Here is a 26,023-nt window from a genome sequence, read left to right as displayed (position 1 = left end):
GAAGGACGCGTTCATGTTATTACCGGTGATCTTGGCGGGCGGTTCGGGTTCGCGCCTGTGGCCGCTCTCGCGGCAACTGAACCCCAAACAGTTCTTGCGCCTGACCCATAAAAGCCTGTCGATGTTGCAGCAGACCATCGGCCGGCTGGAGGGCGCGGATGTCGCCTTGCCGCAAGTGATCTGCAATGAGCAGCACCGTTTTCTGGTGGCCGAACAATTGCGTCAATTGGGCATGGAGCAGGCGAGCATCCTGCTCGAACCCATGGGGCGCAATACCGCGCCGGCGATTGCGCTGGCGGCCTGCAAGGCGCTCGACGAGTCCCGCGACCCGATTCTGCTGGTGCTGGCGGCGGATCATCTGATTGAAGATGTTCCCGCGTTTCATGCCAGCCTCGCGGTGGCGCTGCCGCTGGCCGAGGCCGGCAAGCTGGTGACGTTCGGCATCACGCCGACCAGCGCGCACACCGGGTACGGCTATATCGAGCAGGGCGAGGCGGTGGGCGAGGGCGGGTATGCGGTGAAGCGTTTCGTCGAGAAGCCGGATGCCGCCACCGCTGCCGACTACGTGGCGCGGGGCGATCATTACTGGAACAGCGGCATGTTCATGTTCCGTGCCAGCCGTTACCTGGACGCCTTGGCACGCTTGCAGCCGGCGATTCTCACGGCCTGCCGCGCGGCGTTGGCCGCGGGTAGCCAGGATCAGTTGTTCACCCGGGTCGATGAGGCGCTATTCGCCGCCTGCCCGGACGACTCCATCGATTATGCGGTGATGGAAAAAACCAGCGACGCGATCATGGTGCCGTTGCAGGCCGGTTGGAGTGATATCGGTTCCTGGTCGGCGTTATGGGAAGCCAGCGAGAAAACCGACGGCGGCAACGTGCTGCAGGGCGATGTGCTGCAACTGGATACCCGCGATACCTACGTGAACGCCGACAGCCGCCTGGTCGCCACGGTGGGCGTGCAGGACCTGATCATCGTCGAAACCAAGGACGCGGTGCTGGTGGCGCACAAGGACCAGGTGCAGCAGGTCAAGGGCATTGTCGACCAACTCAAGCGCGACGGGCGTCATGAGCACCTCAACCATCGTGAGGTCTACCGGCCCTGGGGCATGTATGACGCCATCGACAGCGGCCACCGCTACCAGGTCAAACGCATCACCGTGAAGCCCGGCGCCAAGCTGTCGGTGCAGATGCATCATCACCGTGCGGAGCACTGGATCGTGGTCAGCGGTACGGCCAAGGTCACCAATGGCGAACAGACGTACCTGGTCTCGGAGAACCAATCGACCTACATCCCCATTGGCCAGGTGCATGCCTTGGAGAACCCTGGCGTGATTGCGCTGGAATTGATCGAAGTGCAGTCGGGTTCTTATCTGGGCGAGGACGATATTGTGCGTTTCGAAGACAAGTACGGCCGGGCCTGAGGTTTTCCGACAATTAATAACATTTGCTCCGATGTTAAACCGCCAGCCTTGTTAGTTTCGCGGCCTCAACGTGTTGATACACGGGGGCTGGCTTCGAGAAATGTTATTTTCGAACGAATACGTTCAACTTTCCGGGTAATGTCCGGGCTGGTGCGTTGTTTACTTGAGTGGCACTATCAAGGTGTATTTCAGCGGCACCCGCTCGTTTGCTAAATGCTCACTATCGATAAGGAGTCTGATATGAGAAAACAACTGGCTATTATTGTGCTCAGTCTCTTGAGTACTTCTGCCATGGCTGCCGAGTTGCCGCTTGGCCTGAGTACCGCGGTGGTCGGCTCTGTGACGGTGGGGGAAACCCTGCTGGTCGGCGCGGCCCTGGTCGCGGGCGTCGCCGCCGCGTCCAGCAGCGGTGGCAGCGCCAATGGAGGCACCACCACAGGCACCACTGGCACCACGGGTACCACCGGTACCGGCAACTAACAGAACGCCTTCCGCTTTATAAGACTGCTTGGAAACCCCTCCCAAGTAGTCTTTTTTTCTTGTCGTTTATCGCGAGTGTCTTAGCACTATGATGCGTATTTTTTCTGTGGCGGTCGTGGCCTCCGCATTGTTACAAGGCTGCATGTTTGCGCCCGGTCAATATATGGACACCGAGGCAATGACCAAGGAGGGCGGTGCTGAAAGCAGTCGCGTGGAGTTGATCCCGATTACTCCAAAGTTGCTGGCCATGGACGCGGCGACTCAAGTGTCTTATGCGCTTCCCAAAGAACTGCTCGATTATAAACCCGGGCCCTATTTGATCGGCCCAAATGATGCGTTGTACATCACGGTCTGGGACCATCCGGAATTGACTGCGCCTTCCGGTCCGCAGCAGCAAATCGATGCCAACGGGCGCCTGGTCAACCCCGACGGCAACCTGTTCTACCCCTACGTGGGCGAAGTGGTTGCCAAGGGCCGCACCCTCGCGGCGCTGCGCAGTGAAATCACCGATAAGCTCCGTCAGTACATCGACAGCCCCCAGGTGGATATCAGTGTGCTGCGTTTTGCCAGCCAGCGAGTGGTGATCACCGGGGCAGTGCTCAAGGCTGGGCCTGTACCGATCACCACCACCCCGATGAGCGTCATGGAGGCCATCGGTGCTTCCGGCGTCGATCCGATCAATGCCGACCTCTCGAACCTCACGCTGACCCGCGGCGGCAAGCGCTACACACTCGACCTGGACACGTTCAATCTCAACCCGTCGCGCTTGAACGATATCTACCTCAAGGACGGTGACCAGTTGTACCTGCCCTACAACGACCGCAAGCGCATCTATGTGATGGGCGAGGTCATGCAGCCCCGCGCATTGAGTTTCAAGACACGCAGCATGAACCTCACGGATGTGTTGGGCTCGGTGGGTGGCATCAACCAGAACACCTCGAACGCCGATGCGATCTACGTGATCCGCGGCGCACAGAATCTGGACACGCAACCGGCCAAGGTCTTCCATCTGCAAGCCGGCTCCCCGGCAGCCATGGCCCTGGCCACGCGCTTCGATGTGCAGCCCCAGGACGTGGTGTTCGTCGGCCCCGCCAATATCACCCGCTGGAACCGGGTCATCAGTCAGTTGATACCTTCCGCCTCGATCATCGGTACCGGTGCTTCCACCCAAAACAACCTGAGCGAAGCCAACAGCCGATAAGGGTGGAACCTGCGTGAACAGTGTGAAAACCGGTATTTACGTGTGCCTTGCGTGGCTGTTGTGCGGCTGCAATCCACTGATGCAGGCCTCGCTCGATACCTTCAAGGCGGCCGTCGTCGGGCCTGCGCCATTGGTGCTGAGCCAGGCCCAGGTGGACGCCGTGCCGTTTCCCCAGATCAAAGTGACCACGGTGTCCAGCGAAGGCGTGATGGCGTTGATTCGTCAGCGCGACGACCTGCAGTTCTGGGTCGCCTCCGGCAAACAGGTGCTATTGATGCGCGATGGCCTGGTGGTGCGTACCGTTGGCCTCGGCACTGATCTGGATGGCACGCGCTGGCAAGGGCAGTCGCCGTTCCAGCAGGGGCTGCACCGCGTGCCGGACGGCTACCGCAGCAGCCGGCAGATCGACCTGGTGGATGGTTATCGCGTCGGCATCACCGTCACCAGCCGCCTGACCCGCGAGGGCATGGAGACGCTCGAGATCCTCGACAAGCCTTACACCTTGTTGCGCGTCGATGAGGACATCGAAGCCGAGGCCCTGGGGTTTCGTGCGCGCAACCGTTATTGGGTCGACCCCACTGACGGCTTCATTGTGCAAAGCGAACAGCACCTCAGCCCGCGCCTTACGTTGAAAATCACCCAACTGCAACCCGCCCGCAAGGAGGCCCGATGACCGCCCGCAAACGATGGGCGCTGGCGCTGTTGTGGAGTTGTGCCAGTGCATGCCACGCCGCCCTGACGGTGAGCGGCCAAGTCCTGCACCCCGGGCCGATCGCCCTGCCGCCCGAGGCGCGCTTGCTCGACGCGATCATCGCGTCACAACCGGATGCCCAGGGCTATTGGCTGGCGGCGGCCTGGCTGCACCAGCCATTGATCGAGCCCCAGGCCCGGCTCAAAGCCGGTGTGCTGTTTGACCTGGATACGTTGCGCCAGGCTGCCTTGGCCGCCGGGTACGACAGCCGGGCCGACTTGGCCGCGCGCGTTTATCGACAGGTGCAGGCCTTGCCGGTGACCGGCCGGCAACGCGCGATGCTGGACCCGGTGGCGGTGGAGGTCGGCTTTGCGCCCAACCTGCGGGTCAGCGACGGCGATCGACTGATCTACCCGCCCAGGCCGGCAGGTGTGCGCGTCCTGGGCGCGGTCGCGCAGCCTTGCACCCTGGTGTTCCAACCGATGCGGGCGGCACGCGATTACCTCGACGAATGCCCGGCGGTGGCGGGGGCCGACGTCGACTACCTGTGGCTGATCCAGCCCGACGGCCTGGTCACGCGCCTGGGCATTGCCCCCTGGAACCGCGAGACGGCGGCCGCGCCTGCACCGGGCAGCACGCTGCTGGTGCCGCTGCGCAGCGACGACCTGGAACCGCCCACTCCTGAGCTGAACCAACAACTGGCCGAGTTTCTTGCCACCCAACCCCTGGCTGAGGTCACGCCTTGAAATTATGTATTGCAGCCGTGCTGCTGGTGCCCTGTGGCGTCGCGCACGGCGATCCGCGTTACACCCAGAGTGATTTTGGCGGGGTCGGGCTGTTGCAAACCCCGACCGCACGCATGGCCCCGGCCGGCGAACTCAGCGTCAATGCCAACCGCACCGAACCTTACAGTCGCTACAGTTTTTCCGCGCAACCGCTGGACTGGCTCGAAGGCACCTTTCGCTACACCGCCATCACCAACCGCCCCTATGGCCCCGAATCGTTCAGTGGCAGCCAGAGCTACAAGGACAAGGCCGTCGACGCCAAAGTGCGTCTCTACGAGGAAAGCCACTGGTTGCCCCAGGTCGCGCTGGGGATGCTCGACCTGGGCGGCACCGGGCTGTTTTCCAGCGAGTACCTGGTGGCCAACAAGCGTTATGGCGAATTCGATTTCAGTGCGGGCATCGCCTGGGGTTACCTGGGCAGCCGGGGCGATTTTGGCAACCCGCTGGGCGCGCTGAGTGATCGCTTCAACGAGCGGCCCACCGCCGAAGGTTCCGGCAATTTCTCCAACGGTTACTTCCGCGGCCGGCCCGCGCTGTTTGGCGGCGTCGCCTACCAGACACCCTGGGCGCCGTTGAGCCTCAAGCTGGAATACGAGGGCAACGACTACCAAAACGAGCCTCGAAACAACCATCTGCGCCAGGACTCGCCGGTCAACCTCGGGCTGGTCTACAAGGTGGCCGACTCCGTCGACCTGAGTGCCGCGTGGGAGCGCGGCAACACGGCGATGTTCGGTATCACCCTGCACACCAATTTCGTCAGCCGCAAGGCGCCGGTCAAAACCTACGACCCGCCAGCCCCCAAGCTGCCCGCCCAGGCGCCGAGCGTCGCGATGGATCAGGTGGATTGGGCAGCGGTGTCCAAGCGTTTGCAGGACAATGCCGGCTATAACGTGCAGCGGATTGCCCAGCGCGGCCCTGAGTTATTGGTGTATGGCGAGCAGCAGCGCTATTTCTACAGCGCCAAGGCCGTGGGGCGCGCCAGCCGTATCCTGGACGACAGCGTCAATGACCAGATCAGCTGGTTCACCCTGGTGAGCGAGCGGTACGCCATGCCGATCGAAGAAACCAGCGTGCCCCGCGAGACGTTCCGCGAGGTGGTCAACCAACGCGAGCCCCTGCAGACCCTGCATCGCCAGACCGAAGTCAACCCGCCCAGCGCCCCGGCGCAAACGCTGCTTTACACCCAAGCGCCCAAGCCCTTGAGCTACGGCGTCGGGCTGGGTTACAAGCAGAACGTCGGCGGGCCGGATGGCCTGCTGTATCAGATTTCCGCCGACCTCGACGCCGAATACCGCTTCACCCGCAACACCTGGTGGAGCGGCCTGCTCAGCGTCAACCTGCTGAACAACTACGATGGCTTCACCTACGACGCGCCCAGCGGCTTGCCGCGCGTGCGTACCGATCTGCGCAAGTACATGACCAGCTCTGACGTGACCGTGCCGACGTTCCAGCTCAACCACGCGGTGCGACTGGATCAGGACCTGTATGGCATGGTCTATGGCGGGTTGCTGGAATCGATGTACGCCGGTGTCGGCAGTGAGGTGCTGTACCGGCCGATGGGCCAGCGCTGGGCCTTGGGCGCCGACCTGAACTACGTGCGTCAGCGCGGGTTCGAACAGGACTTCAGCCTGCGCGACTATCGCACGGTCACGGGGCATATTACCGGCTACAGCGACTTGCCGTTCAACACACAGGGTGCGCTGAGTGTCGGTCGCTACCTGGCCCGGGACTGGGGCGCCACCCTGGACTTGTCGCGCGAGTTCAACAATGGCGTGCGGATTGGCGCCTGGGTCACCCGCACCACCGCGTCAAAAGAAGCCTTTGGCGAAGGCAGCTTCGACAAAGGCCTTTACCTGTCAATTCCCTTTGATGAGCTGATGAGCCTGTCGACGATGCGCCGCGCCAATCTGGTGTGGGCGCCGCTGACCCGCGATGGCGGCGCGCGCCTCAATCGCGCGTATTCGCTGCATACGATGACCGATGGCCGCGACAGTGACCTGTTCTATCGGAACTTCGAGAAGATCACTGAATAGACAAGGAAAGGGGGACGTGAAGTCCCCCTTTGTTTGCCTCAGTAAATGTCTTTGGACAGCAGTGTGAACGGCGTTTTCAGCAGGATCTTGATGTCCAGCCACAGTGACCAGGTGTTGATGTAGCGCAGGTCGATGTCGACGCGCTTTTGCATCTTCTCCAGGGTCTCGGTCTCGCCCCGGCACCCATTGATCTGTGCCAGCCCCGTGATACCGGGCTTGATACGGTGGCGCGCCATGTACGCGTGAATCTTCCCCGAGTAGTAGTCATTGTGCGCGACCGCATGGGGCCTTGGACCGACCAGGGCCATGTGCCCTTGCAGCACGTTGAACAACTGCGGCAGTTCATCGATGGACGTGCGGCGCATGAAACGCCCCACGGGGGTGATGCGTGAATCATGGCGGCTGGCCTGGCGTACTTCGTGGTCGTCATGCACGCGCATCGAGCGGAATTTCCAGACCTTGATCACCTGACCGTTCCAGCCGTGACGGTCCTGCTTGAAGATCACCGGACCGGGGGAGGTCAGTTTGATCAGCACGGCGAACAGCAACAGCAGCGGGCTCAGCAGGATGAGCGCGAGCAAGGCCACGCTTTTGTCCAGCAGCGACTTGCTCAGTGCGGCGGTCGGACGGCTGGTCAGCGGGCTTTCATTGAGGAAAATCGCCGGCAGGCCGTCCACCTCGGCCACGCAGTGATTGAGCAGCAGCATGTTGTTGAGGTCGGGGACCCAGATGACATCGACGCTGATCTCCAGCAGGTTGATGTACAGCGCCTCGATATGGGTGGCTTCCTGCAGCGAATGGGTGATGTACAGCCTGCGGATGCCGTGCTGCCGGATCAACTGCGGGAGGTCCGGCAGCTCGCCGAGTATCTGCGATTGCACGCCCGGGGCTGCGGTCGCCGTGGCGCCGACGAGGCCGACCAGCGGTGAGCGTTTTTGCCGGGAAAGTGTTTTCGCCAGGTCGGCGGCAAGTTTACCGGTACCCACGATCAGCGATTTATGTCGCTCGTGAAGTTGCCCGTGGTAATAGCGGGAAAGACTGTGGATAGGGATGTAACAGAGCGCCAGCACGGCATAACTAATCGCCGCCCACAGTAGCAGGATTTCGACGGGGAACAACGCGTTAGCATTGCAGGCGATACCCACCGCAACCAGTATCAGCAGGGTAAGTAACCAGCCCATGAAGAGTCGGCCCAGTCCCACTGCGTAATCATCTTTCTTGCTGTAGACGTCACATAACATATAGGCCGGGATCGAGGCCAATATGCTAAAGGCAGCCAATACCCGGTAGGGATATTCCAGCTGGCCAGTCTTTAAAATAACCAATGCAAATAACAGTGTGACGACCAAACTTGACGCCAGCGTCCACTGTCCCCAAAAGGTCAGACCTTTGGGTGTTAGGTTACGATGCATTCTCCGGTTATTCAGCATACTACTGCTCCCAGTGGTGACCACTCATGGTGGCAGGCTTAAGCGAGGCGTGGCATTGAAACAGCCAAATAGACAGGCACGCGTAGGCGCGCACAGATTGATATTAATCAACGGCAGGGGGCAGTAGCTGACGAGTTATAACAGGCACATAGCGATAGTTAAGTGGCTGCTGGGTGAGACGGATTGTTATAAAAAGGCAGATAGTGGAGCGTGATCAACGCCAAGATTAACGACTCTGGAATTATTATATTTTTTCAGCGAAACTGCTGGGCGAGTTCCAGGGGTTTTTTTATCCTCTGGGTCAAGCAATAGCCCCGATTTCTCACCGAACGGAACAAACGCTCGCCATCGTTGACGCGCTTGAATTTTTCCTGAAGTCGGCTGAGGCACATTTCCAGGCCGCGATACAACTCGGGTTCGCGACCAATATTGCGAATAAGTTCTTCTTTACTCACCACACGTTCTTCATGGTGTAACATTTTTTTGATAAGTGCTGACTCGATCGTGGTCAAGGAAATGCGTAGGCCACCCTTGACCAGCATTCGATCATGTTGTGTAAAGGTCCAGTAGTCAGGTGCTTGTAGCGGAGGTTTTTCGGTGTGGGTCGCCAGTGCTTTTTGAGGCCTGTCGGTGCTGTGGAGTTGAACATTTAGTTCCAGTTTATTATAGGGCTGTAATGTTTTGTAAATGACCGGCGTTGATGCGTTATTGGCGCTGTCGGGTTTTTCGATAGTTGAATTGTTGGTGTAGTGCGAATTGAAATACTGGTTGCCAAACAATGGCGTGCTGGTTGCCTGGGTTTCTGCTGTCTTGGTTCGCGGCGGGCAAGCGATATCGCCATAGAGTAACTCCACATTCGACGCAAAGTCGGGCAGCGGAATAAAGATGGGCGTAGCGGTGGACAGGTGTTTTTTGAGTGAGCTCATAGTGGTTACCATGGTCCTGTGGGTTGAGTGTTATAAATTTTCGGCCGGCGAGTAGTAACCGCCCTGAAAGTAATTGAAAGGCAAGCGTTTGGCGAGTGTTGCACTGTCAGAGAATTCAACTTTGTCTGCAATGAATGAGACTCGGCTGGCGCTTATCAGCTCTAACATGCGGTCGTAGAGCCGGTCGAAAAAATCCGAGCGTATATTCAGACTCAGTCTCAGGGGCGCATCCGGAAATGGCATTTTTATATAGTCATAGAGTTTCAGTTCGATCAACAGGTCGGCCTGCTTTGTATCCAGTGTGTAGTTATTGTAGGCAAGCTTGATACTGCTGCGGTCTTTGAGGTTATACAGTTGGCGCACCATCGCGCGGCGCTCCGTGGGGCCGGGAAGTGCATCCAAGGGGTTTTCTATGCTGATAACGAGTTGCTGCTTATAGCTTTCCAATACATGCGCGACCTGGATAAGTTCCTTGAGCGTGTCTTCGGACATAAGCGCTGATTGCTCGATGCGCAGAAATTTATGAGTCGCCGGCTGTGCAGAAGCAAGTGGTAAGTGACTGAAATCAGCAGTCATGCGTGGGTCGATGCGCGACAGGGCGTCACGGTAGGCGCATTTAAGTTGAGCGCTATACAAAGGCTGCGAATGCTCTGGGAGATTGAGCAGATTATGTGCGCTGGTTACGCGAATCTCATTGCCCCAAAGTGCGCAGCTGCGTTCAACTATCGCTTGCCTGAAGAGCTTGGGTTGGGCTATTGCGACAGGCGATATTTTCTCGTTATTCACGATGCTGTCTCTCTTGGGCTGGGTGCAAATACTGGGCGGAAATAATCCCACGGCTCAACTTGTAACCGTAGCCACGGATGTTCTGAATGATATTTTCGCCATAGCGCGCCTTGATTTTGCTGCGCAGGCGGCTAATGGATTTCTCCAGGGCTCGAGAGTCGTAGAATTTGGTGTTGAGCCCCATAACATTGGCGATTTCATCGTGACTGAGCAGTCGGTTATAGATCAGCGCCTCGAGAACTTTCATTTCGATGAAGGAAATTTCAAGTTTCTGGTCGTTGCCGTAAATGCACATCCGGTCTTGATCGAGAATAAGTTTGCAGCAGTCCAAGCGATACGTTTCATTGAGAAACGCCTCGACTAAACTCAACTTTTCTTCAGGGGAAGTTTCGGTGGCTTTTAGGCAGTAGTCCGCGCCGGCCAAATAATATTTGGTTTTACTTTGAGTAGAGGCAAACGTGATGAAGACAACTATCAGGCAGGTCGGGTTTTTGTGCCTGGTTTTTTTTATGATGTCCAGGGTTTGATTGCTGGCAGAAGGTGTGTCGATTTCTATGACGATGGCGCGATAGTCGACGTGATCTTCATGATGACCGACTAGTTGACCGTAGCTGCGTGTATCGACTTTTAAATCATTCGGTACAGTACGAACTATAAGTGCTCTGAAATCCTCAGTTTTAGACGCAGTCCGTGCAATAGCGAGGACGTTGGAAAAATGCATCACCTACTCCCTTTTCTGGCATGCAAGGCCGACAGTTCAATCGCTGCTAGCGTTAGATACTAATCGAATTGATTCCGCCAAAACGTGACAAATTTTAACATTCGTAGCTTTATTCTAAAGGCGGCGGCGGGGTGAGAGGGAGGTGTTGCGGGTGCGGCGTTTGCATGGGTGTACACATATGCTAGTGCAGATTGTTAGTGTGCAATAAGTATCTTAGGTCAATTGGTTTTTAGGCCTGTGGCGATTTAATTTTTTCTATAAATGAGGCCAGGTGACGGGGCGACTAATTGCCTTAAACCGCCAGGAATTTGCCATCGACGCCTGCCCGGTGCTGTCGATTCTGCGCTTTACTTGCGCGGTCCTCCCGGATCCGACGACGGCTTAAGCTAATTCTAAAAAGGTATTTATTGCCGATTTTTAAGATCGTTTAGCTTGATCGCTCCCCCAAGACGTTCATGGAGTGAGCCGCCGATGCTGCAATCAATCACCGCCTTGCCGCTGCTGGACCTGTCGTTGCTCGATGGCACCCCGGCGCAGCGCAGCGCGTTTCTCGATGAGCTGCGTTTTGCCGCGCGGCATGTCGGCTTCTTCTACCTCACCGGTCACGGTATCGCCCCGGCGTTGCTGGCCGAGGTGCAGCAGCAGGCGCGGGCTTTTTTCGCTTTGCCCGAGGCAGACAAGCTGGCCGTCGGGATGATCAACTCCCCGCACTTTCGCGGCTATAACCGCGCGGCCTCGGAAATCACCCGGGGCCAGCCGGACCTGCGTGAGCAGTTCGACGTCGGTGCCGAGCGCGAACCCTTGGCCGTTGAGCAACACCCCGCGGCCTGGGCGCGCCTGCAAGGCCCCAATCAATGGCCGGCGGCGTTGCCCGAGCTCAAACCTCGGGTGTTGGCCTGGCAGCACGCGATGACCCGGATGTCGTTGCGCCTGCTGCGCGCGTTCGCCCAGGCCTTGTCCCTGCCCGAAAATGCGTTCGACGCGCTGTACGGCGACAAGCCCAACGAACATATCAAGCTGATCCGCTACCCCGGTCGCCACGCCGGGCAGAGTCGCCAGGGCGTTGGCGCACACAAGGACTCCGGCTTCCTGAGTTTCCTGCTGCAAGACCAGCAGGCCGGTTTGCAGGTGGAAGTGGAGGAGGGGCGCTGGATCGACGCCGCGCCGCGGCCCGACACGCTGGTGGTGAATATCGGCGAATTGCTCGAGCTGGCCAGTAACGGCTATCTGCGCGCCACGGTCCACCGCGTGGTGTCGCCGCCGGTGGGCAGCGAGCGCGTGTCCCTGGCGTTTTTCCTCGGCGCGCAGCTGGATGCGGTGGTGCCGGTGTACCCGCTGGCGCCCGAACTGCTGCGCGATGCCCACGGCCCCACCAGCGACCCGCGCAACCCGTTGCTGCGCGACGTCGGCTGGAACTACCTCAAGGGCCGCCTGCGCTCCCACCCGGATGTGGCCCAGCGTTTCTACGCCGACGCCACACTGCCCCATGCACTGTCCGCCTGATCAGGAGATTACTCTGTTGAAGACATTCACACTAACCCTGGCGGCCTTGCTGAGCGCTTTCAATGTGGCGGCCGCCGATGCCTTGCGCGTCGCCGCCGACCCGATTCCCCATGCGCAAATCCTCGAATACGTGCAGAAGCTCGACCCGGACCTGAAGCTGAACATCATCGAGATCCCCAGCGGCGTGAACTCCAATGAGTTGCTGGCCCATGGCGATGTCGACGCCAATTACTTCCAGCACCTGCCGTACCTCAAGGCCCAGGAACAGGCGCTCGGCCAGACGTTCGCGGTGGCGGCCACCGTGCATATCGAACCGTTGGGGATCTATTCGCACCGCCACACCCGCTTCGACCAGGTGCCGGACAAAGGCACCGTCGCCGTGCCGAATAACGTCACCAACCTCAGCCGCGCCCTGTACCTGTTGCAAGCCAATGGCCTGATCACCCTCAAGCCGGGCTTCAACGATGCGTCCAAGGACCAGGCCACGCCCAAGGACATTGCCGAGAACCCCAAGCACCTGAAGATCCTGGAAATCGAATCGCCGCAGATCCCCCGGGCGCTGGAGGATGTCGACCTGGCAGTGATCAATGGCAACTTCGCCCTGGAAGCCGGGCTGCAACCGGCCAAGGATGCGCTGGGGCTGGAGAAGGCTCAGGGCAACCCTTACGCAAATATCCTGGTGACCACGCCCAAACTGGCGCAGGACCCGCGCATCCAGCAACTGGCCAAAGACCTGCGCTCGCCGGCGGTGGCCAAGTTCATCAGCGAGAAATATGCCGGTTCGGTGATCCCGGTGGCGCTCGAATGATCGTCGTCGAGGGTGTCAGCAAAACCTACGCCGACGGCCAGCCGGCGGCGCTGGACAACGTGTCGTTGCAGATCGCCGATGGTTCGATCTTCGGCATCGTCGGCCGCAGCGGCGCCGGTAAAAGCACGTTGCTGCGCTGCCTTAATCTGTTGGAGCGGCCGACGTCCGGGCGCATCCTCATGGATGGCCAGGACCTGACCCGGTTAACCGGCAAGGCGCTGCGCCAGCAACGCCAGCGCATCGGCATGATCTTCCAGGGGTTCAACCTGCTGCACTCGCGCAACGTGGCGGATAACGTCGCGGTGCCGTTGGAGATTGCCGGGGTGCCCAAGGCCGAGCGCCTCGCGCGGGTGGCGCAGTTGCTGGCGTTGGTTGGCTTGAGCGACAAGGCGGCGGCGTTTCCGTCGCAACTCTCCGGTGGGCAGAAGCAGCGTGTCGGCATCGCCCGCGCACTGGCCGCGCGCCCGGCGTATTTATTGTCGGATGAAGCCACCAGCGCCCTGGACCCGGAAACCACCGCTTCGATCCTGGCGCTGTTGCGCGATATCAACCGGCAACTGGGGGTGACCATCGTGTTGATCACCCATGAGCTGGACGTGGTCAAGGCGATCTGCGACAGCGCGGTTTCCCTGGCGGCGGGGCGCGTGGTGGAAAGCGGCACGCTGCTGCAACTGCAGGCCGACCCGTCCTCGCGCCTGGGCCGCGCGCTGGCGCCCAACCTGCAGGTGGTGAGGGCGGGATGAAAACCGACTGGAATGAAGTTCTCCAACTGCTGCTCAACGCCACCGGCGAAACCCTGTACATGGTGCTGCTGGCGGGGCTGTTCACCTTGTTGATCGGCCTGCCATTGGGCGTGCTGCTGTTTATCAGCCGCGCGGGTGGGCAGTTCCCGCTGCCAAGGCTCAACCGTGCGTTGGGTGCGGTGATCAATCTGGGGCGTTCGCTACCGTTTGTGGTGATGCTGATCGCGCTGATTCCGCTGACCCGCCTGATCGTCGGCACCACCCTGGGCAGCACGGCGGCGGTGGTGCCGATCACCATCGGTGCTTTTCCGTTTTTCGCACGCATCGTAGAGACCGCCCTGGATGACGTGGACAAGGGCCGCATCGAGGCAATCGTGGCCATGGGCGGCGATATTCGCCATGTGATTTTCAAGGTGCTGCTGCCCGAAGCCTTGCCGGCGCTGGTGGCCGGGGTCACGTTGACGCTGGTGATGCTGATCGGGTTTTCTTCCATGGCCGGGGTGATCGGCGGCGGTGGGTTGGGCGACTTGGCGATTCGCTATGGCTACCAGCGTTTCAACAACCAGATCATGGTGGTGACGGTGGTGGTGACGGTGGTGGTGTTGGTGGTGCTCGTGCAGGGCGTGCAAAGCCTGGGCGATCGCTGCGTCAGGTCGTTGGCGCATCGCCGATGAGCCTTCATGTCGATAGTGATCGCGGCTCGCGCACAGCCTTGAGCAACAGCGTTTCGAAGGCTTGTTGCACCCCGGGCCCGTCACTGTGGGCCACATTGAAGCGCATCGAATCAGGCCGCGCCGGGTCGTAACCGAACAATGCCCCCGGTGCCAGCACCATGTTCTGCTTCAACGCCTCCTGGGCCAACTGTTCGCCGTTCACCCCCGGCGGCAGGCGGGCCCAGATGAACATGCCGCCTTCATACGCCATCGGCAGTTGGCAGCCGCAGCGCTTGAGCCATTGTTCGACACGCGCACCGGCTTCCAGCAAGCGCTGCACCATGCGCTTGCGGTGCCGGGCGTAACTGCCTTCGCTGAGCATGCGGTAGACGATCTGCTCGAACAGCTCCGAGGTCACGCCGCCGCTCATCAACTTCATATGGGTCAGGTTGGCCGCCAGTTGCGGCGCGGCCACCACGTAGCTGACGCGGGTGTTGGCGCTGAGGATTTTCGAGAAGCCCGACAGGTAGGTGACCTGGTCCAGGCCGGCGATGGTGGCCAGGCGCGGCGGCGGGTTGGGATGCAGGTCGCCGTAGAGGTCATCCTCGACGATATGGCAGTGGTACTGGCGGGTCAGTTGCAGCAGACGAAACGCCTGGCTGGGGCTGAAAGAGTGCCCGGTGGGGTTATGCAACACACTGGTGGTGAGGTACAGGCTGGGGCGATGTTCGGCCAGCAACTGTTCGAGGGCGTCGAAATCGAAGCCATCCGGGCGCCGCTCGATCGTCATCACCTTGACCCCGTGCAGGGCCAGGTTGGCGTGGAAGTTGAAGTAGCAGGGCGCGTCGAGCAGCACCGTGTCGCCGGGGCGGGCGAGCAGGCGCATGAGCATGTCCAGGCCTTGCAGGGTGTTGGGCGTGGTGATGATTTGCTCCACCGGCACCGACAACCCTTCGGCATGCAGTTTGTGTTGCAATGCCTGGCGCAATGGCAGGAACCCGGCCGGCGTGCCCATCCCGGCAAGGCGCAGCGACGGCGCGCGCACCACGCTACGCATGGCTTGGCGAAGCGCCTCGCTGTTCAGCCACTCCTCCGGCAAATGCCCGCCACCGGGGCGCAGATCTCCATTGACGGTGACCAGCGGTCGGCGTAACACGCTGAGCAAGTCCTGGGGTAACAGGTCGACCCAACTCGTCGAGGCGGCGCGGATGATGTCTGTTGTCACAAAGTGGCCAAGGCCCTGGCTCGAGGTCAACAGGTTGCGCCCGCGCAGGCGGTCCAGCGCTTCGTTGAGGGTGAACTTGCTCACGCCCAGGGTCTGGGTCAGCTCACGCACCGACGGCAACTTGCTGCCGGGCGCCCATTCGCCGTTCTCGATGGCCTGGCTGAACGCTTCGACGATCTGTTGCACCTTGGGTGCGCCAGCCCGAAAGGCGATGGCGGATACAAACATGCGGCTTCCTTGTCTTTGCTGGTGATTTTACCGGTGAAGTAGGGGCCGGATTAGGCCTTACTTTACCTGCCCTGCGCAATGCCGCGGCCCTAGACTGCCGGCTATCCGGCCACTTTCCGGCTGTCTTCCCAAGGTCCAAGGCTATGACAAGCGCGTTGACGCTCTCTTCGTTTCTCTACTTTCTGCTGTTTTGCGCCACCGTGACGTTCAGCCCCGGCCCCATGACCTTGCTGCTGTTGAGCCTGGGCTTGAAGGACGGCTTGCGCGGCTCGATCCCGGCGCAGCTCGGCGCCAGTGTGTCGTACCTGGTCTCTATCCTGATCTTTGCCGTGGGTTTCTCGGAATTGATCAAAGGCAACCTCGCCATTACCCAGGGTATCCAGATGGTCGGCGTCGCCTACATTATCTACCTGGCCTACAAACAGTGGACCGGCAGCGGCGTGTCCATCGACGGGGTCGTTGCCGTGGAAGGCGCACGCAGTCTGTTCGGCAAGGGCTTGCTGACCGGGTTTTCCAACCCCAAGGCGATCATTATGTTCAGCGCCGTGTTCCCACAATTCGCCGGGGCCGGGGAGCACAACTCGATGGCGGACATCGCTATCCTCGGGCTGACCTTTCTATTGCTGCAGTTCGCCAGCGGCTGCCTGTATGGCTATTTTGGCCAGCGCATCAAGCCGGTGCTGGAAAACCCCCGGCGGCGGGTCTGGTTGCAACGGATCACGGCATTGTTGTTGCTGGGCGTCGCCGGGATGCTGGCGCGGGGCTTTTCCCACTGACGGCGCTGAGCTTACAAGGGGTAGTGGCGATATGCTGTTGCCCTGATAGACTCCAGGCACCTACCCAGGATCGCACCTCACCATGCCAGCCGCCGGAGGAAATGGAGTTCCGCTCGCTACCCGCTTGTACAAAACCCGCACGTTGGGGCTGACACTTGGCTTTGCCTGTGTGGCCTTCGGCATGTCCGCGTTGAACCCACCGCTTTGGGTGTGGGTGTTGATGCTGATCAACGGCTTTGTCTGGCCGCACCTGGCTTATCAATGGGCACGCCGCACCGCCAACACATTGCGTTGCGAGCGCCACAACCTGCTGTTCGATTCGTTTTGCGGTGGCTTCTGGGTCGGTGCCATGCACTTCAACCCACTGCCCAGCGTCACCACCTTGTCGATGATGACCATGAACAATGTGGCCATCGGTGGTCCCCGTTTCATGCTGGCGGGCTGGGTGGCGCAGGTGTTGGGCGTCGGCGTGTCGCTGCTGATCTTCACCCCGGCCTTCATCGGCATAACCAGCCAGGCGCAGTTGTATGCCTGTTTACCGATCCTGGTGCTGTATCCGCTGGCCCTGGGCTGGATTTGCTATCGCCAGGCCGTGTCCCTGGCCGGGCACAAGCGTGAGCTGCTGGCCCTGAGTCGCACCGACAGCTTGTCCGGCCTGCTCAACCATGGCGCGTGGAAGGACCATCTGGACATCGAGTTCCAGCGCTGCCACGGCGGGCAGCAGGGCGCGGTGATTGCCCTGATCGACATCGATCATTTCAAAGTGATCAACGACACCTACGGCCATGTCACCGGCGATCTCGTCCTGCGCCAACTCAGTAAAGTGCTGCGCCAGAACCTGCGCGCCACCGACCTGGCCGGACGCTACGGCGGTGACGAGTTCTGCGTGATCCTGCCGGACGTGCCGCTCAACCGCGCCACGCAAGTGATGGATACCCTGCGCGATCGCTTCAATGCGCTGGCCTATGCCCAGGACCCGACCCTGCGTGTCAGCTTGAGCATCGGCCTGGCGCCTTATCGGGTCGGGCATAGCGATTCGACCAGTTGGCTCAACGATGCCGACCAGGCGTTATATGACGCCAAGAGCAGCGGGCGCAATCGGGTCAGCGCGGTGCAGGGGCCTTGGTTGAGGTCGGTCTAGTGGGACGGCGTCCCCAGCCAGCAAAAACAAACTGAGGACGTGTTGATTGTCCTATGCATAGAACGAACAACGCCGCGTTTGCCGGCTAGTCCCCAAGACCCGTGGGACTTATGGTGTAGGCACTTTGGAGGTACACCATGAAAAAACTCATCGGCATCTACACCAGCCCCCGCGCCCACTGGGTCGGCGACGGTTTTCCGGTACGCACGCTGTTTTCCTACGACACCCTGGGCAAGCACATCAGCCCCTTCCTGTTGTTGGACCACGCGGGCCCGGCCGATTTCACCCCGACCACACAGCGTCGCGGTGTCGGCCAGCACCCGCATCGCGGCTTTGAAACCGTGACCATCGTCTACGACGGCGAAGTCGAGCACCGCGACTCCACCGGGGCTGGCGGCACGATCGGCCCCGGCGACGTGCAATGGATGACCGCCGCCAAGGGCATCCTCCACGAAGAGTTCCACTCCGAAGCCTTCGCCCGTAGCGGCGGGGTGCTGGAGATGGTGCAACTGTGGGTCAACCTGCCGGCCAAGGACAAAATGGCCGACGCCGGTTACCAGACGATTGTCGACGGCGATATTCCGCTGCTGCCGCTGGCCAATGAGGCTGGCCAACTGCGCCTGATTGCCGGTGAGTTCGCAGGCACCAAAGGCCCGGCGCGCACCTTCACGCCGATCGACGTGTGGGACCTGCGCCTCAACGCCGGCAAGGCGCTGACCCTGGACCTGCACGCCGGGCGGAACACGGCGCTGGTGATCCTGCGCGGCACGGTGCTGGTCAATGGCGAAGAAATCGCGCGCCAGGGGCAATTGGCACTGTTTGAGCGCGACGGCACGCAACTGTCGCTGGAATCCAGCGACGACGCCAGGGTGCTGTTGCTCAGTGGCGAACCGATCGACGAGCCTATCGTCGGCCATGGTCCGTTCGTGATGAATACCGAGCAGGAGATCCATCAGGCGTTTGCTGATTTTAACTCCGGTCATTTCGGGCAGATGCAGCGCTGAAAGGTTGACGCCAAGCCTAATGTGGGAGCGGGCAAGCCCCCACATGCGTAATTGCATGGACTTGACCAGTGAGGCCGAAAGTGGTCGTTATGCTGTAAACGTTCGGCGGCGATCATGAGTTCGAACCGGCAGACTCCTCTTTGCGGACATGATCCGTATGCTTCCTTGGAATATGCTTACAAGCCTGCCGACGCAACTTTCTATTTTCCGGCTTCTTGGTCAGCTTCGAGAATCAAGCTCAGGGATGGGCCGCGAGCCTTTGCGAACCACCACAGGGCAAATGTCCCAAGAATAGTCGTTAACACGGCCAAAATCAGGATTACGGTCTGGGTGCCCAAGGGCGCAGCTAACAAAGCCACCAATAAACCTGCCAGAGGCTGGGACATGTTGTTCAGCAGCGTGATCACACCTACCGTCTTGCCGAAGTCCTGAGGCGGTATCACCTGCTGCCGGATAGTGCGTATGTAGACGTTGAACATTTTGTCGAAGCCTGCGATCAACAGGAAACCCAGCACATAGCCGAGCAGACTCGGACTCAGGGCGCTGATGAATGCCCCCGTTGCGATCATCGAATATCCGACACCCCCGAGGACTCGCAGAGGCAGCACCACCCGAGCGAGAAGGAACAGGATCACGATTGTTGTCACCGCACCCGCCGCCTGAAGCCCTGCATAGCTATCCTTGCCGGCGCTGTACTGGCCGATCACCATGGCCGCCGAAGTTGCCAAGGTGCCACCAACGATCAGGTTGACGCCTACCGCCAGAATGATGATTTTTTTCAATTCTGCGAAGCTACGGATATGCCCAAAAGCGATCCTCAAGGGCTGCAGCCAGATGTCTTGATGCTGCTCGAACACCTCTAGCGTCATACGGCCAAGACGTTGCCACGCCAGCATGCTCAGGTCTGCCAGCAGGAACAATCCGGCGATCCAAAGCACCACCCAGTGCCAAGCCCAAACCTCAAGCATCAGTGCCGCCACCAGAGGCCCGAGGACCAGTCCCGCCTGGTCGGCGATCTGGGAGTAGGACAACGTCTTGGTGTAGCTGTAGTGCTGGAAGATATGCGGCATCAGCACTTCGCGAGCCATGATGCCTTGCGTGGTCAGCACTCCGCACAGTGCCGACAGCACCACTACCCAACCGATGCCACCAAAGATTCCGTAGAGCACCACCCCCAGCACACAGAGCCATGCCCGGTAGACCTGACTGATATGCAGGATCTTAATAGGCGGGTACTTGTCGCACAGCGCGCCGCACAGCGGGAACGCGAGAAATCGCGGCAGCGATTCGACGAAAAACGCTAGCCCTGCCCATGAAGCGCTGTTGGTGGTCTGGAACACCACCAGCGGCACAATAAACAACAGGATCTGATCCGCCAGCCTCGATAGAAAGAGCGCGATAAAAAAGGCGAGGTAATCCTTACGCATAGGGAACTCCTTTGTGTAAGCGACGTGGCATAGCGGTCTGAAGAAACATCAGTATGAGTTTACAAGGTGTCTAGATAATCCGGCGCGATGCAAACGCCTGGTCAGTGCTGATGCAATCAGGTGGTCAGATACGGTGCAATTTCCCACCCGCATTTCGCTCCGCGCTATACCCCCACATCCCCATTTCATGCGATCTTCTCGGCATTCACCCTGGAGTCGCCTGGATGCCCTCATTTATCGCTGATCACCCCATGTTGTGCGCCCTGGCGCTGATCTTTATCGACATTGGTGTGTGGCGCTTGATTTCCGCTGAGCTGGCCAATTGGAAGCTGGCGGCGCGGTTGGTGATTTTTGCGGTGTTCAGCGCCGTGTTGTTCAACGACGGCATGAACCCGATGCTCGTCGCGCCGTATGCCGACAACACCGCGCTGCACCTGGCCGCCACCGCGTTGCAGATCGGTTGGTGGTTGTTCGCGGCGCGGACCCTGACGGTGTTGCTCGGCGCGGTGATGATGCAGCGCGTGGGCCACACCGGTCGGCTGTTGCAGGACCTGCTGGGCGCGGTGATTTTCCTGATTGCGATCATCGCCGCCATGGCCTACGTGCTCGACCTGCCGGTCAAGGGCGTGCTCGCCACCTCCGGTGCGGTGGCGATCATCGTCGGCCTGGCGCTGCAAAGCACCCTCAGCGATGTGTTTTCCGGGATCGTGCTCAACACCACCAAGCCGTACCAGCTCGATGACTGGATTTCCATCGACGGCACCGAGGGGCGCGTCACCGATATCGATTGGCGCGCTACGCGGTTGCAGACCTCCCAGGGCAGCATGGCGGTGATCCCCAATTCGTTGGCGGCCAAGGCCAAGATCGTCAACTTTTCGCGCCCGGCGGATATGTTCGGCCTGTCGGTCAGCCTGCAAGTCAGCCCCCACGCCCGCCCGCAGACGGTGATCGAGGCGCTGGAGCGGGCGATGCAAGGGTGCCGGCCGCTGCTGGCCAAACCGGCGCCGAGCGTGGCGTTCAAAACCTCGGCCAGCGACGGCGTGGAGTATGAAATCAGCGGCTTTGTGCCGTCGATGCCGCTCAAGCGCGAAGTGCGCAACCAGCTGTACGACCTGGCTTTCCGGCACTTGCAGGCGGCGGGCGTCGGTTTGCTGTCTGCCACCGAAAGCAGCGCGCCGCCGGCGCTGTCGGGGGCGCGGGCGTTGCTGGAGCGCTCGTCGATTTTCTCCACCCTGCGCCAGGAAGAGAAAGACACCTTCAGCCAGAACATGACCCTGCACAGCTACCGTGCCGGCGCGGTGATCCTGCCGGCGGGGGAGGTCAGCGATCATTTGTTTATCGTCGAATCCGGCGTGGTCTCAGTGATGCTGGACAAGGCAGGGCACATGTTCGAAGCCGGGCGCATGGGGCCGGGGGAGGTGATCGGCGAGGCTGGGATCTTGTCCGACGAGGCCACGCTGGCGGACTTTCGCGCCAAGACCTTCTGCACCCTCTATCGCATCGAGAAGGAATACCTCAAGCCGTGCCTGGATGCGCGGCATGACATCGGCGAAGCGATGAAAGCGCTGCTGGATTTCCGCATACATGCGGCGCAGACCCTGGCCCAGGAAGCACCGGTGGTGCCGGTGAAGAAGGGGTTCCTGCAGTGGTTGCGCAAACGCCGGCTGTAGTGCGATCAGGGTGCCGGGGCGAGGCGGCAACGCTCGTCGAAATCCTCGGCCAACTGCGCCAGCGTCACATCCCCCAGCCGCGCCAGTAACAGTGCCTGGGCCTGGTCGAACGCGTCGCTCAGTGCCGCGTTCACTGCCTGTTCCACCAGGCATTGTGGGTGGTCGGTGGACAGGCCGATGGCGAATATCGACGGCGTGCCCAAGGCATTGTGGATATCCAGCAAGGTGATTTCACTCAAGGGTTTGCCCAGGGTCCAGCCGCCCTGATGACCTTTTTCCGAGCGGACATAGCCTTTTTCCTTGAGCAGCCCCAGTGTGCGCCGCACCACCACCGGGTTGGTGCCGAGCATCTGCGCGATGGTCTCCGAGGTGGCGCGCGCTTCATGGCGGTCCATATGGATCAGCACGTGCAGCATGCGCGAGAGGCGGGTGTCGTTTCTCATCAAAAAACCTCAAGTCGATTCGGTCGAAAGTATCCTTCGTAACCCAAAAAGTTGCGAGACACTTGACGTGCTATTTTTACGTAACTTATGGTGTGTCGTGAAAGCGCGCGGATAACCGCGCGCACCTGACAAGGGGCACTTTCATGATGCATGACGTCATTATCGTGGGCGGCAGCTATGCCGGCTTGTCCGCCGGCCTGCAATTGGCGCGGGCGCGACGCAAGGTTCTGGTGATCGACGCGGGGCAGCGGCGCAATCGGTTTGCCGCCACCGCCCATGGCTTTCTCGGCCAGGACGGCCAGGCGCCGGACGTCATTGCCGCCGAAGGTCGCAGCCAACTGATGGAGTATCCGAGCGTCACCTGGGTGCAGGACAGCGTATTACAGGCGGCTACGGCGCCGGGCGGTTTCAGGCTACACACGCAATACAACGGCGGATTCGAGGGGCGACGCCTGATCCTCGCCACCGGGGTGGTGGACGAATTGCCCGCCCTCGAAGGCTTGGCGGAACGCTGGGGCAAGCACGTGTTTCATTGCCCTTACTGCCACGGCTATGAGCTCGATCAAGGCCGCATCGGTGTGTTGGCCACCTCGCCGCTGGCGATGCACCATGCGCTGATGTTGCCGGACTGGGGCAGCACCACCTTGTTCACCAATGGTGTGTTCACCCCGGATGCCGAGCAACAGGCGCAGTTGGATCGGCGCGGGGTCCGCGTGGAGCGCACCGCGGTGACACGGATCAGCGGTGAGCGCGTGGCTCTGGAACTGGCTGATGGCCGTGTGATTCAACTGGACGGCGTATTCACGATGTCCCGCACTCGCCTCAGCCCCTTGGCCGAGCAGTTGGGCTGTGTGCTGGCCGACGGCCCCACCGGCCCGTACCTGCACACCAACGAAACCCGCCAGACCTCCGTGGCCGGCGTGTTTGCCTGTGGCGATGCGTCCCTTGCCGCCGGTTCCGTGGCGCTTGCGGTGGCCGAGGGCGTGCGCGCCGGGGTGGGCGCGCACGTTTCGTTGATTCACGGTTGAGGCTGGCCGGGATCGGCGCTCAGCGCACCAGGCACGGGCGCTTGTTATCGAAACTCCAACCGGGGATCAGGAACTGCATGGCCACGCTGTCATTGCGCGCACCCAGGCCCATGTCTTTGTAGCGTTCGTGGGCCTGGGCCACCGCGTCCATGTCGATCTCGACGCCCAGCCCCGGCTTGGTCGGCACCTGGATGTGACCGTCGACAATCTGCAACGGCGCCTTGGTCAGGCGCTGGCCGTCCTGCCAGATCCAGTGGGTGTCGATCGCGGTGATGTCGCCCGGTGCGGCGGCGGCCACCTGGGTGAACATCGCCAGGGAAATATCGAAGTGATTGTTGGAATGCGAGCCCCAGGTCAGGCCCCATTCATGGCACATCTGCGCCACGCGCACCGAGCCTTGCATCGTCCAGAAGTGCGGGTCGGCGAGGGGAATGTCCACCGATTGCAGCTGGATCGCGTGGCCCATTTCGCGCCAGTCGGTGGCGATCATGTTGGTGGCGGTGGGCAGGCCGGTGGCGCGGCGGAATTCAGCCATGACTTCGCGGCCCGAATAGCCGTTTTCCGCGCCGCATGGGTCTTCGGCGTAGGCCAATACGTGATGCTGGTCGCGGCACAGGGCGATGGCTTCCTTGAGTGACCAGGCGCCGTTTGGGTCCAGGGTGATGCGTGCGTCGGGGAAGCGCTCGGCGAGGGCCGTGACCGCTTCGATTTCTTCGGCGCCGCGCAACACGCCGCCCTTGAGCTTGAAGTCGTTGAAGCCGTACTTGGCCTGGGCGGCTTCGGCCAGGCGCACGATGGCGTCCGGGGTCAGGGCCGGTTCATGGCGCAGGCGGCACCAATTGTCACCATCGGCTTCGCTGCGGTAGGCCAGGTCGGTCTGCTGGCGGTCGCCGATGTAGAACAGGTAGCCGAGCATCTTCACCGCGTCGCGCTGCTGGCCTTCGCCGAGCAGGGCGGCCACCGGCACTTCAAGGAACTGGCCGAGCAGATCGAGCAGCGCCGCTTCCATCGCGGTGACGGCGTGGATGGTGATGCGCAGGTCGAACGTTTGCAGGCCACGGCCGCCGCTGTCGCGGGCGGCAAAGGTGCGGCGCATGGCATTGAGAATGCTCTGGTACGCGCCGATCGGCTTGCCGATCACCAGGCTGCGCGCGTCTTCCAGGGTTTCGCGGATGCGTTCGCCGCCCGGTACTTCGCCCACGCCGATGTGCCCGGCGCTGTCCCTGAGAATCACGATATTGCGCGTGAAAAACGGCCCGTGGGCGCCGCTGAGGTTGAGCAGCATGCTGTCGTGGCCGGCCACCGGGATCACTTGCAGGTGGGTGACGATGGGGGCATGGCTGGCGTGGTGCTGGTGTTCTGTATTCATCAAAACGCTTCCTTATTTGCTCAGGACGGGGGCGGGGTGCAGCACGCTCGGGCTCTGGGCGCCGGGCCGGGTCTTGGCGAAGAACACCAGGATCGCCGCGAGGATCGAGGTGCCGGCCAGCCCATACAAACCACCCTGGATCGACCCGGTGGTCTGCTCCAGAAAGCCGAAGGTGGTGGGCGCGACAAACCCGCCGAGGTTGCCGATGGAGTTGATCAGCGCGATCACCGCCGCGGCGATGCGCGCATCCAGGTAGCCCTGGGGGATCGGCCAGAACAGCGACGATGCCGACTTGAACCCGATCGCCGCAAAACAGATGGCGACAAAGGCAAAGATCGGCCCGCCGGTGGTGGAGAAAAACATTCCCGCCGCAGCAATCAACAGCGCCGTGGCCACCCACGCCTGTTGATGCTTGTACTTGCCGGCCAGGGCCGCGAACGAATACATGGCGATGATCGAAATCAGCCAGGGAATGGAATTGTAGAAACCCACCTGGATGTCACTCAGGTCGCCCATCTTCTTGATGATGCTCGGCAGCCAGAACGTGGCGGCGTAGATGGTCAGTTGGATGCAGAAATACAGGGCGCAGAACAGCATGATCTGGCGGTCCTTGAGCAGCGTGCCCAGGCTCGGCTTGACCGTCGTGGCGGCGTCACGCTCGCGTTGTTCGCGCTCGATCTCGCCCACCAGCGCGTCCTGTTCGGCGCGGCTGAGCCACTTGGCGTCATGGGGTTTGGAGTCGAGCCAGAACCACACGAAAAAGCACAACAGCACCGAGGCCATGCCTTCGATGATGTACATCCATTGCCAGCCGTGCAGGCCCAGCCCGCTGATTTGCAGCAGCACGCCGGACAGCGGGCCGGAGATCAGCGAGGCCAGGGCCGAGCCGCTGAGGAAGATCGCAATCGCCTTGCCGCGCTCCACCCCGGGCAGCCAGCGGGTGAAGTAGTAGATCACCCCCGGAAAGAACCCGGCCTCGGCCACGCCCAGCAGAAAACGCAGGATATAGAAGTGGGTTTCGTTCTGGATAAAGGCCATCAGCGTCGCGGTGATGCCCCAGGTGAACATGATGCGGGTCAGCCAGATACGCGCGCCGACTTTTTGCAGCAGCAGGTTGGAGGGCACTTCGAACAACGCATAGCCGATGAAGAACAAGCCGGCGCCGAAACCGTAAGCGGCCGCGCCGATGCCCAGGTCGTGTTCCATGTGGGGGCGGACAAAGCCGATGTTGACGCGGTCGATGTAGTTGACGATGAACATGATCACGAACAGTGGCAGCACATGCTGCTTCACCTTCTTGATCGCGCGGGCCAGGACGGGGTCGAGGGCAGGCGCAGCTGTCGCAGGGTTGGAAGCGGTCACGGGGTAGAACTCCCACGGATTATTGTTGTGCGGGGATGGGTTCAGGGCTGCCGGGGGTGCCTGACAACTTGATAGACATCATACAACTGCTTTTTTCCGCGTCGCAACGTAAATTTTGGCTGTACGAGCACGCGACAGGGCTGGCGTACCTGTTTTACAGGCGCAAT

General features: G+C 60.9%; 24 protein-coding genes. 15 read left to right on the top strand and 9 right to left on the bottom strand.

What is annotated here, in order from left to right; genetic code table 11:
• Positions 1-13 precede the first annotated feature (13 nt).
• From AC07W0_RS19145 to AC07W0_RS19120, 6 genes are all read left to right on the top strand, one after another.
• Positions 14-1,423, top strand: coding sequence for a mannose-1-phosphate guanylyltransferase/mannose-6-phosphate isomerase (locus AC07W0_RS19145; RefSeq protein ID WP_046383830.1), 1,410 nt, complete (start codon positions 14-16; stop codon positions 1,421-1,423).
• 240 nt (positions 1,424-1,663) lie between these two features.
• Positions 1,664-1,903, top strand: coding sequence for a hypothetical protein (locus AC07W0_RS19140; protein WP_046383829.1), 240 nt, complete (start codon positions 1,664-1,666; stop codon positions 1,901-1,903).
• Positions 1,904-1,991: 88 nt separating this feature from the next.
• Positions 1,992-3,104 (top strand): polysaccharide biosynthesis/export family protein, encoded by a 1,113-nt coding sequence (locus AC07W0_RS19135; protein WP_079443579.1) that lies wholly within the window; start codon positions 1,992-1,994, stop codon positions 3,102-3,104.
• A gap of 13 nt (positions 3,105-3,117) precedes the next feature.
• Positions 3,118-3,777, top strand: a complete 660-nt coding sequence (locus tag AC07W0_RS19130; RefSeq protein ID WP_046383827.1) for a YjbF family lipoprotein — start codon at positions 3,118-3,120, stop codon at positions 3,775-3,777.
• On the top strand, positions 3,774-4,541 hold the full coding sequence (locus AC07W0_RS19125) for a capsule biosynthesis GfcC family protein (RefSeq protein ID WP_046383826.1): 768 nt from the start codon (positions 3,774-3,776) through the stop codon (positions 4,539-4,541). Before AC07W0_RS19130 ends, AC07W0_RS19125 begins: the two co-directional genes overlap by 4 nt.
• The gene (locus AC07W0_RS19120) at positions 4,538-6,613 is read left to right on the top strand and encodes a YjbH domain-containing protein (protein WP_102617936.1); all 2,076 of its coding nucleotides are present in this window, start codon (positions 4,538-4,540) and stop codon (positions 6,611-6,613) included. Before AC07W0_RS19125 ends, AC07W0_RS19120 begins: the two co-directional genes overlap by 4 nt.
• Before the next feature lie 38 nt (positions 6,614-6,651).
• On the opposite strand, the gene AC07W0_RS19115 is transcribed toward AC07W0_RS19120, so the two are convergent.
• The 4 genes from AC07W0_RS19115 to AC07W0_RS19100 form a co-directional block, all read right to left on the bottom strand.
• A complete protein-coding gene (locus AC07W0_RS19115) occupies positions 6,652-8,043 on the bottom strand; it encodes an undecaprenyl-phosphate glucose phosphotransferase (protein WP_102617935.1) in 1,392 nt (463 codons plus the stop codon).
• Positions 8,044-8,297: 254 nt separating this feature from the next.
• On the bottom strand, positions 8,298-8,969 hold the full coding sequence (locus tag AC07W0_RS19110) for a winged helix-turn-helix domain-containing protein (protein ID WP_102617934.1): 672 nt from the start codon (positions 8,967-8,969) through the stop codon (positions 8,298-8,300).
• 30 nt (positions 8,970-8,999) lie between these two features.
• Positions 9,000-9,755, bottom strand: a complete 756-nt coding sequence (locus tag AC07W0_RS19105; protein ID WP_102617933.1) for a YuxH family protein — start codon at positions 9,753-9,755, stop codon at positions 9,000-9,002.
• Positions 9,748-10,476 (bottom strand): winged helix-turn-helix domain-containing protein, encoded by a 729-nt coding sequence (locus tag AC07W0_RS19100; protein WP_046488460.1) that lies wholly within the window; start codon positions 10,474-10,476, stop codon positions 9,748-9,750. The genes AC07W0_RS19105 and AC07W0_RS19100 overlap by 8 nt, the downstream gene beginning before the upstream one ends.
• Positions 10,477-10,947: 471 nt before the next feature.
• Here AC07W0_RS19100 and AC07W0_RS19095 point away from each other — a divergent pair, with 471 nt between their 5' ends.
• Genes AC07W0_RS19095 through AC07W0_RS19080 form a run of 4 tightly spaced genes read left to right on the top strand, consistent with a single transcriptional unit; the run spans position 10,948 to position 14,204 of the window.
• Positions 10,948-11,979, top strand: a complete 1,032-nt coding sequence (locus tag AC07W0_RS19095; RefSeq protein ID WP_102617932.1) for an isopenicillin N synthase family dioxygenase — start codon at positions 10,948-10,950, stop codon at positions 11,977-11,979.
• A 13-nt stretch (positions 11,980-11,992) separates the two neighbouring features.
• Positions 11,993-12,787 carry a MetQ/NlpA family ABC transporter substrate-binding protein gene (locus AC07W0_RS19090; protein WP_057004850.1) on the top strand — a complete coding sequence of 265 codons (795 nt, stop codon included), beginning with the start codon at positions 11,993-11,995 and terminating at the stop codon, positions 12,785-12,787.
• Positions 12,784-13,530: a methionine ABC transporter ATP-binding protein gene (locus AC07W0_RS19085; RefSeq protein ID WP_102617931.1), complete on the top strand. Its 747-nt coding sequence runs from the start codon at positions 12,784-12,786 to the stop codon at positions 13,528-13,530. The genes AC07W0_RS19090 and AC07W0_RS19085 overlap by 4 nt, the downstream gene beginning before the upstream one ends.
• Entirely contained in the window at positions 13,527-14,204 is a 678-nt protein-coding gene (locus AC07W0_RS19080; protein ID WP_102617930.1) for a methionine ABC transporter permease, read from the top strand. The genes AC07W0_RS19085 and AC07W0_RS19080 overlap by 4 nt, the downstream gene beginning before the upstream one ends.
• A gap of 4 nt (positions 14,205-14,208) precedes the next feature.
• Here AC07W0_RS19080 and AC07W0_RS19075 read toward each other — a convergent pair whose 3' ends face one another.
• Entirely contained in the window at positions 14,209-15,636 is a 1,428-nt protein-coding gene (locus tag AC07W0_RS19075) for an aminotransferase-like domain-containing protein (protein ID WP_102617929.1), read from the bottom strand.
• 143 nt (positions 15,637-15,779) lie between these two features.
• On the opposite strand from AC07W0_RS19075, the gene AC07W0_RS19070 reads away from it, so the two are divergent.
• From AC07W0_RS19070 to AC07W0_RS19060, 3 genes are all read left to right on the top strand, one after another.
• Complete coding sequence (locus AC07W0_RS19070; protein ID WP_046488450.1) at positions 15,780-16,412, top strand: LysE family translocator; 633 nt, start codon at positions 15,780-15,782, stop codon at positions 16,410-16,412.
• Positions 16,413-16,494: 82 nt separating this feature from the next.
• Complete coding sequence (locus tag AC07W0_RS19065) at positions 16,495-17,553, top strand: diguanylate cyclase (RefSeq protein ID WP_102617928.1); 1,059 nt, start codon at positions 16,495-16,497, stop codon at positions 17,551-17,553.
• Positions 17,554-17,690: 137 nt separating this feature from the next.
• Positions 17,691-18,557 (top strand): pirin family protein, encoded by an 867-nt coding sequence (locus AC07W0_RS19060; protein ID WP_102617927.1) that lies wholly within the window; start codon positions 17,691-17,693, stop codon positions 18,555-18,557.
• A 200-nt stretch (positions 18,558-18,757) separates the two neighbouring features.
• Here AC07W0_RS19060 and AC07W0_RS19055 read toward each other — a convergent pair whose 3' ends face one another.
• Positions 18,758-19,984 carry an MFS transporter gene (locus AC07W0_RS19055; protein WP_102617926.1) on the bottom strand — a complete coding sequence of 409 codons (1,227 nt, stop codon included), beginning with the start codon at positions 19,982-19,984 and terminating at the stop codon, positions 18,758-18,760.
• A gap of 224 nt (positions 19,985-20,208) precedes the next feature.
• Here AC07W0_RS19055 and AC07W0_RS19050 point away from each other — a divergent pair, with 224 nt between their 5' ends.
• Positions 20,209-21,654: a mechanosensitive ion channel family protein gene (locus AC07W0_RS19050; protein WP_102617925.1), complete on the top strand. Its 1,446-nt coding sequence runs from the start codon at positions 20,209-20,211 to the stop codon at positions 21,652-21,654.
• A gap of 5 nt (positions 21,655-21,659) precedes the next feature.
• On the opposite strand, the gene AC07W0_RS19045 is transcribed toward AC07W0_RS19050, so the two are convergent.
• The gene (locus tag AC07W0_RS19045) at positions 21,660-22,097 is read right to left on the bottom strand and encodes an Rrf2 family transcriptional regulator (RefSeq protein WP_046383812.1); all 438 of its coding nucleotides are present in this window, start codon (positions 22,095-22,097) and stop codon (positions 21,660-21,662) included.
• Between the two features lie 143 nt (positions 22,098-22,240).
• Between AC07W0_RS19045 and AC07W0_RS19040 the strand changes: the two genes are divergently transcribed.
• Entirely contained in the window at positions 22,241-23,125 is an 885-nt protein-coding gene (locus AC07W0_RS19040; RefSeq protein WP_046488443.1) for an NAD(P)/FAD-dependent oxidoreductase, read from the top strand.
• 19 nt (positions 23,126-23,144) lie between these two features.
• Here the strand turns inward: AC07W0_RS19040 and gudD are convergent, their stop codons facing one another.
• A complete protein-coding gene (gudD, locus tag AC07W0_RS19035; protein ID WP_102617923.1) occupies positions 23,145-24,494 on the bottom strand; it encodes a glucarate dehydratase in 1,350 nt (449 codons plus the stop codon).
• A gap of 12 nt (positions 24,495-24,506) precedes the next feature.
• Positions 24,507-25,856 carry an MFS transporter gene (locus AC07W0_RS19030; RefSeq protein ID WP_102617922.1) on the bottom strand — a complete coding sequence of 450 codons (1,350 nt, stop codon included), beginning with the start codon at positions 25,854-25,856 and terminating at the stop codon, positions 24,507-24,509.
• Between the last annotated feature and the right edge of the window lie 167 nt (positions 25,857-26,023).

This window comes from Pseudomonas sp. GW704-F2 (assembly GCF_059423025.1).
This window is presented reverse-complemented; position numbering and strand designations above follow the sequence as displayed.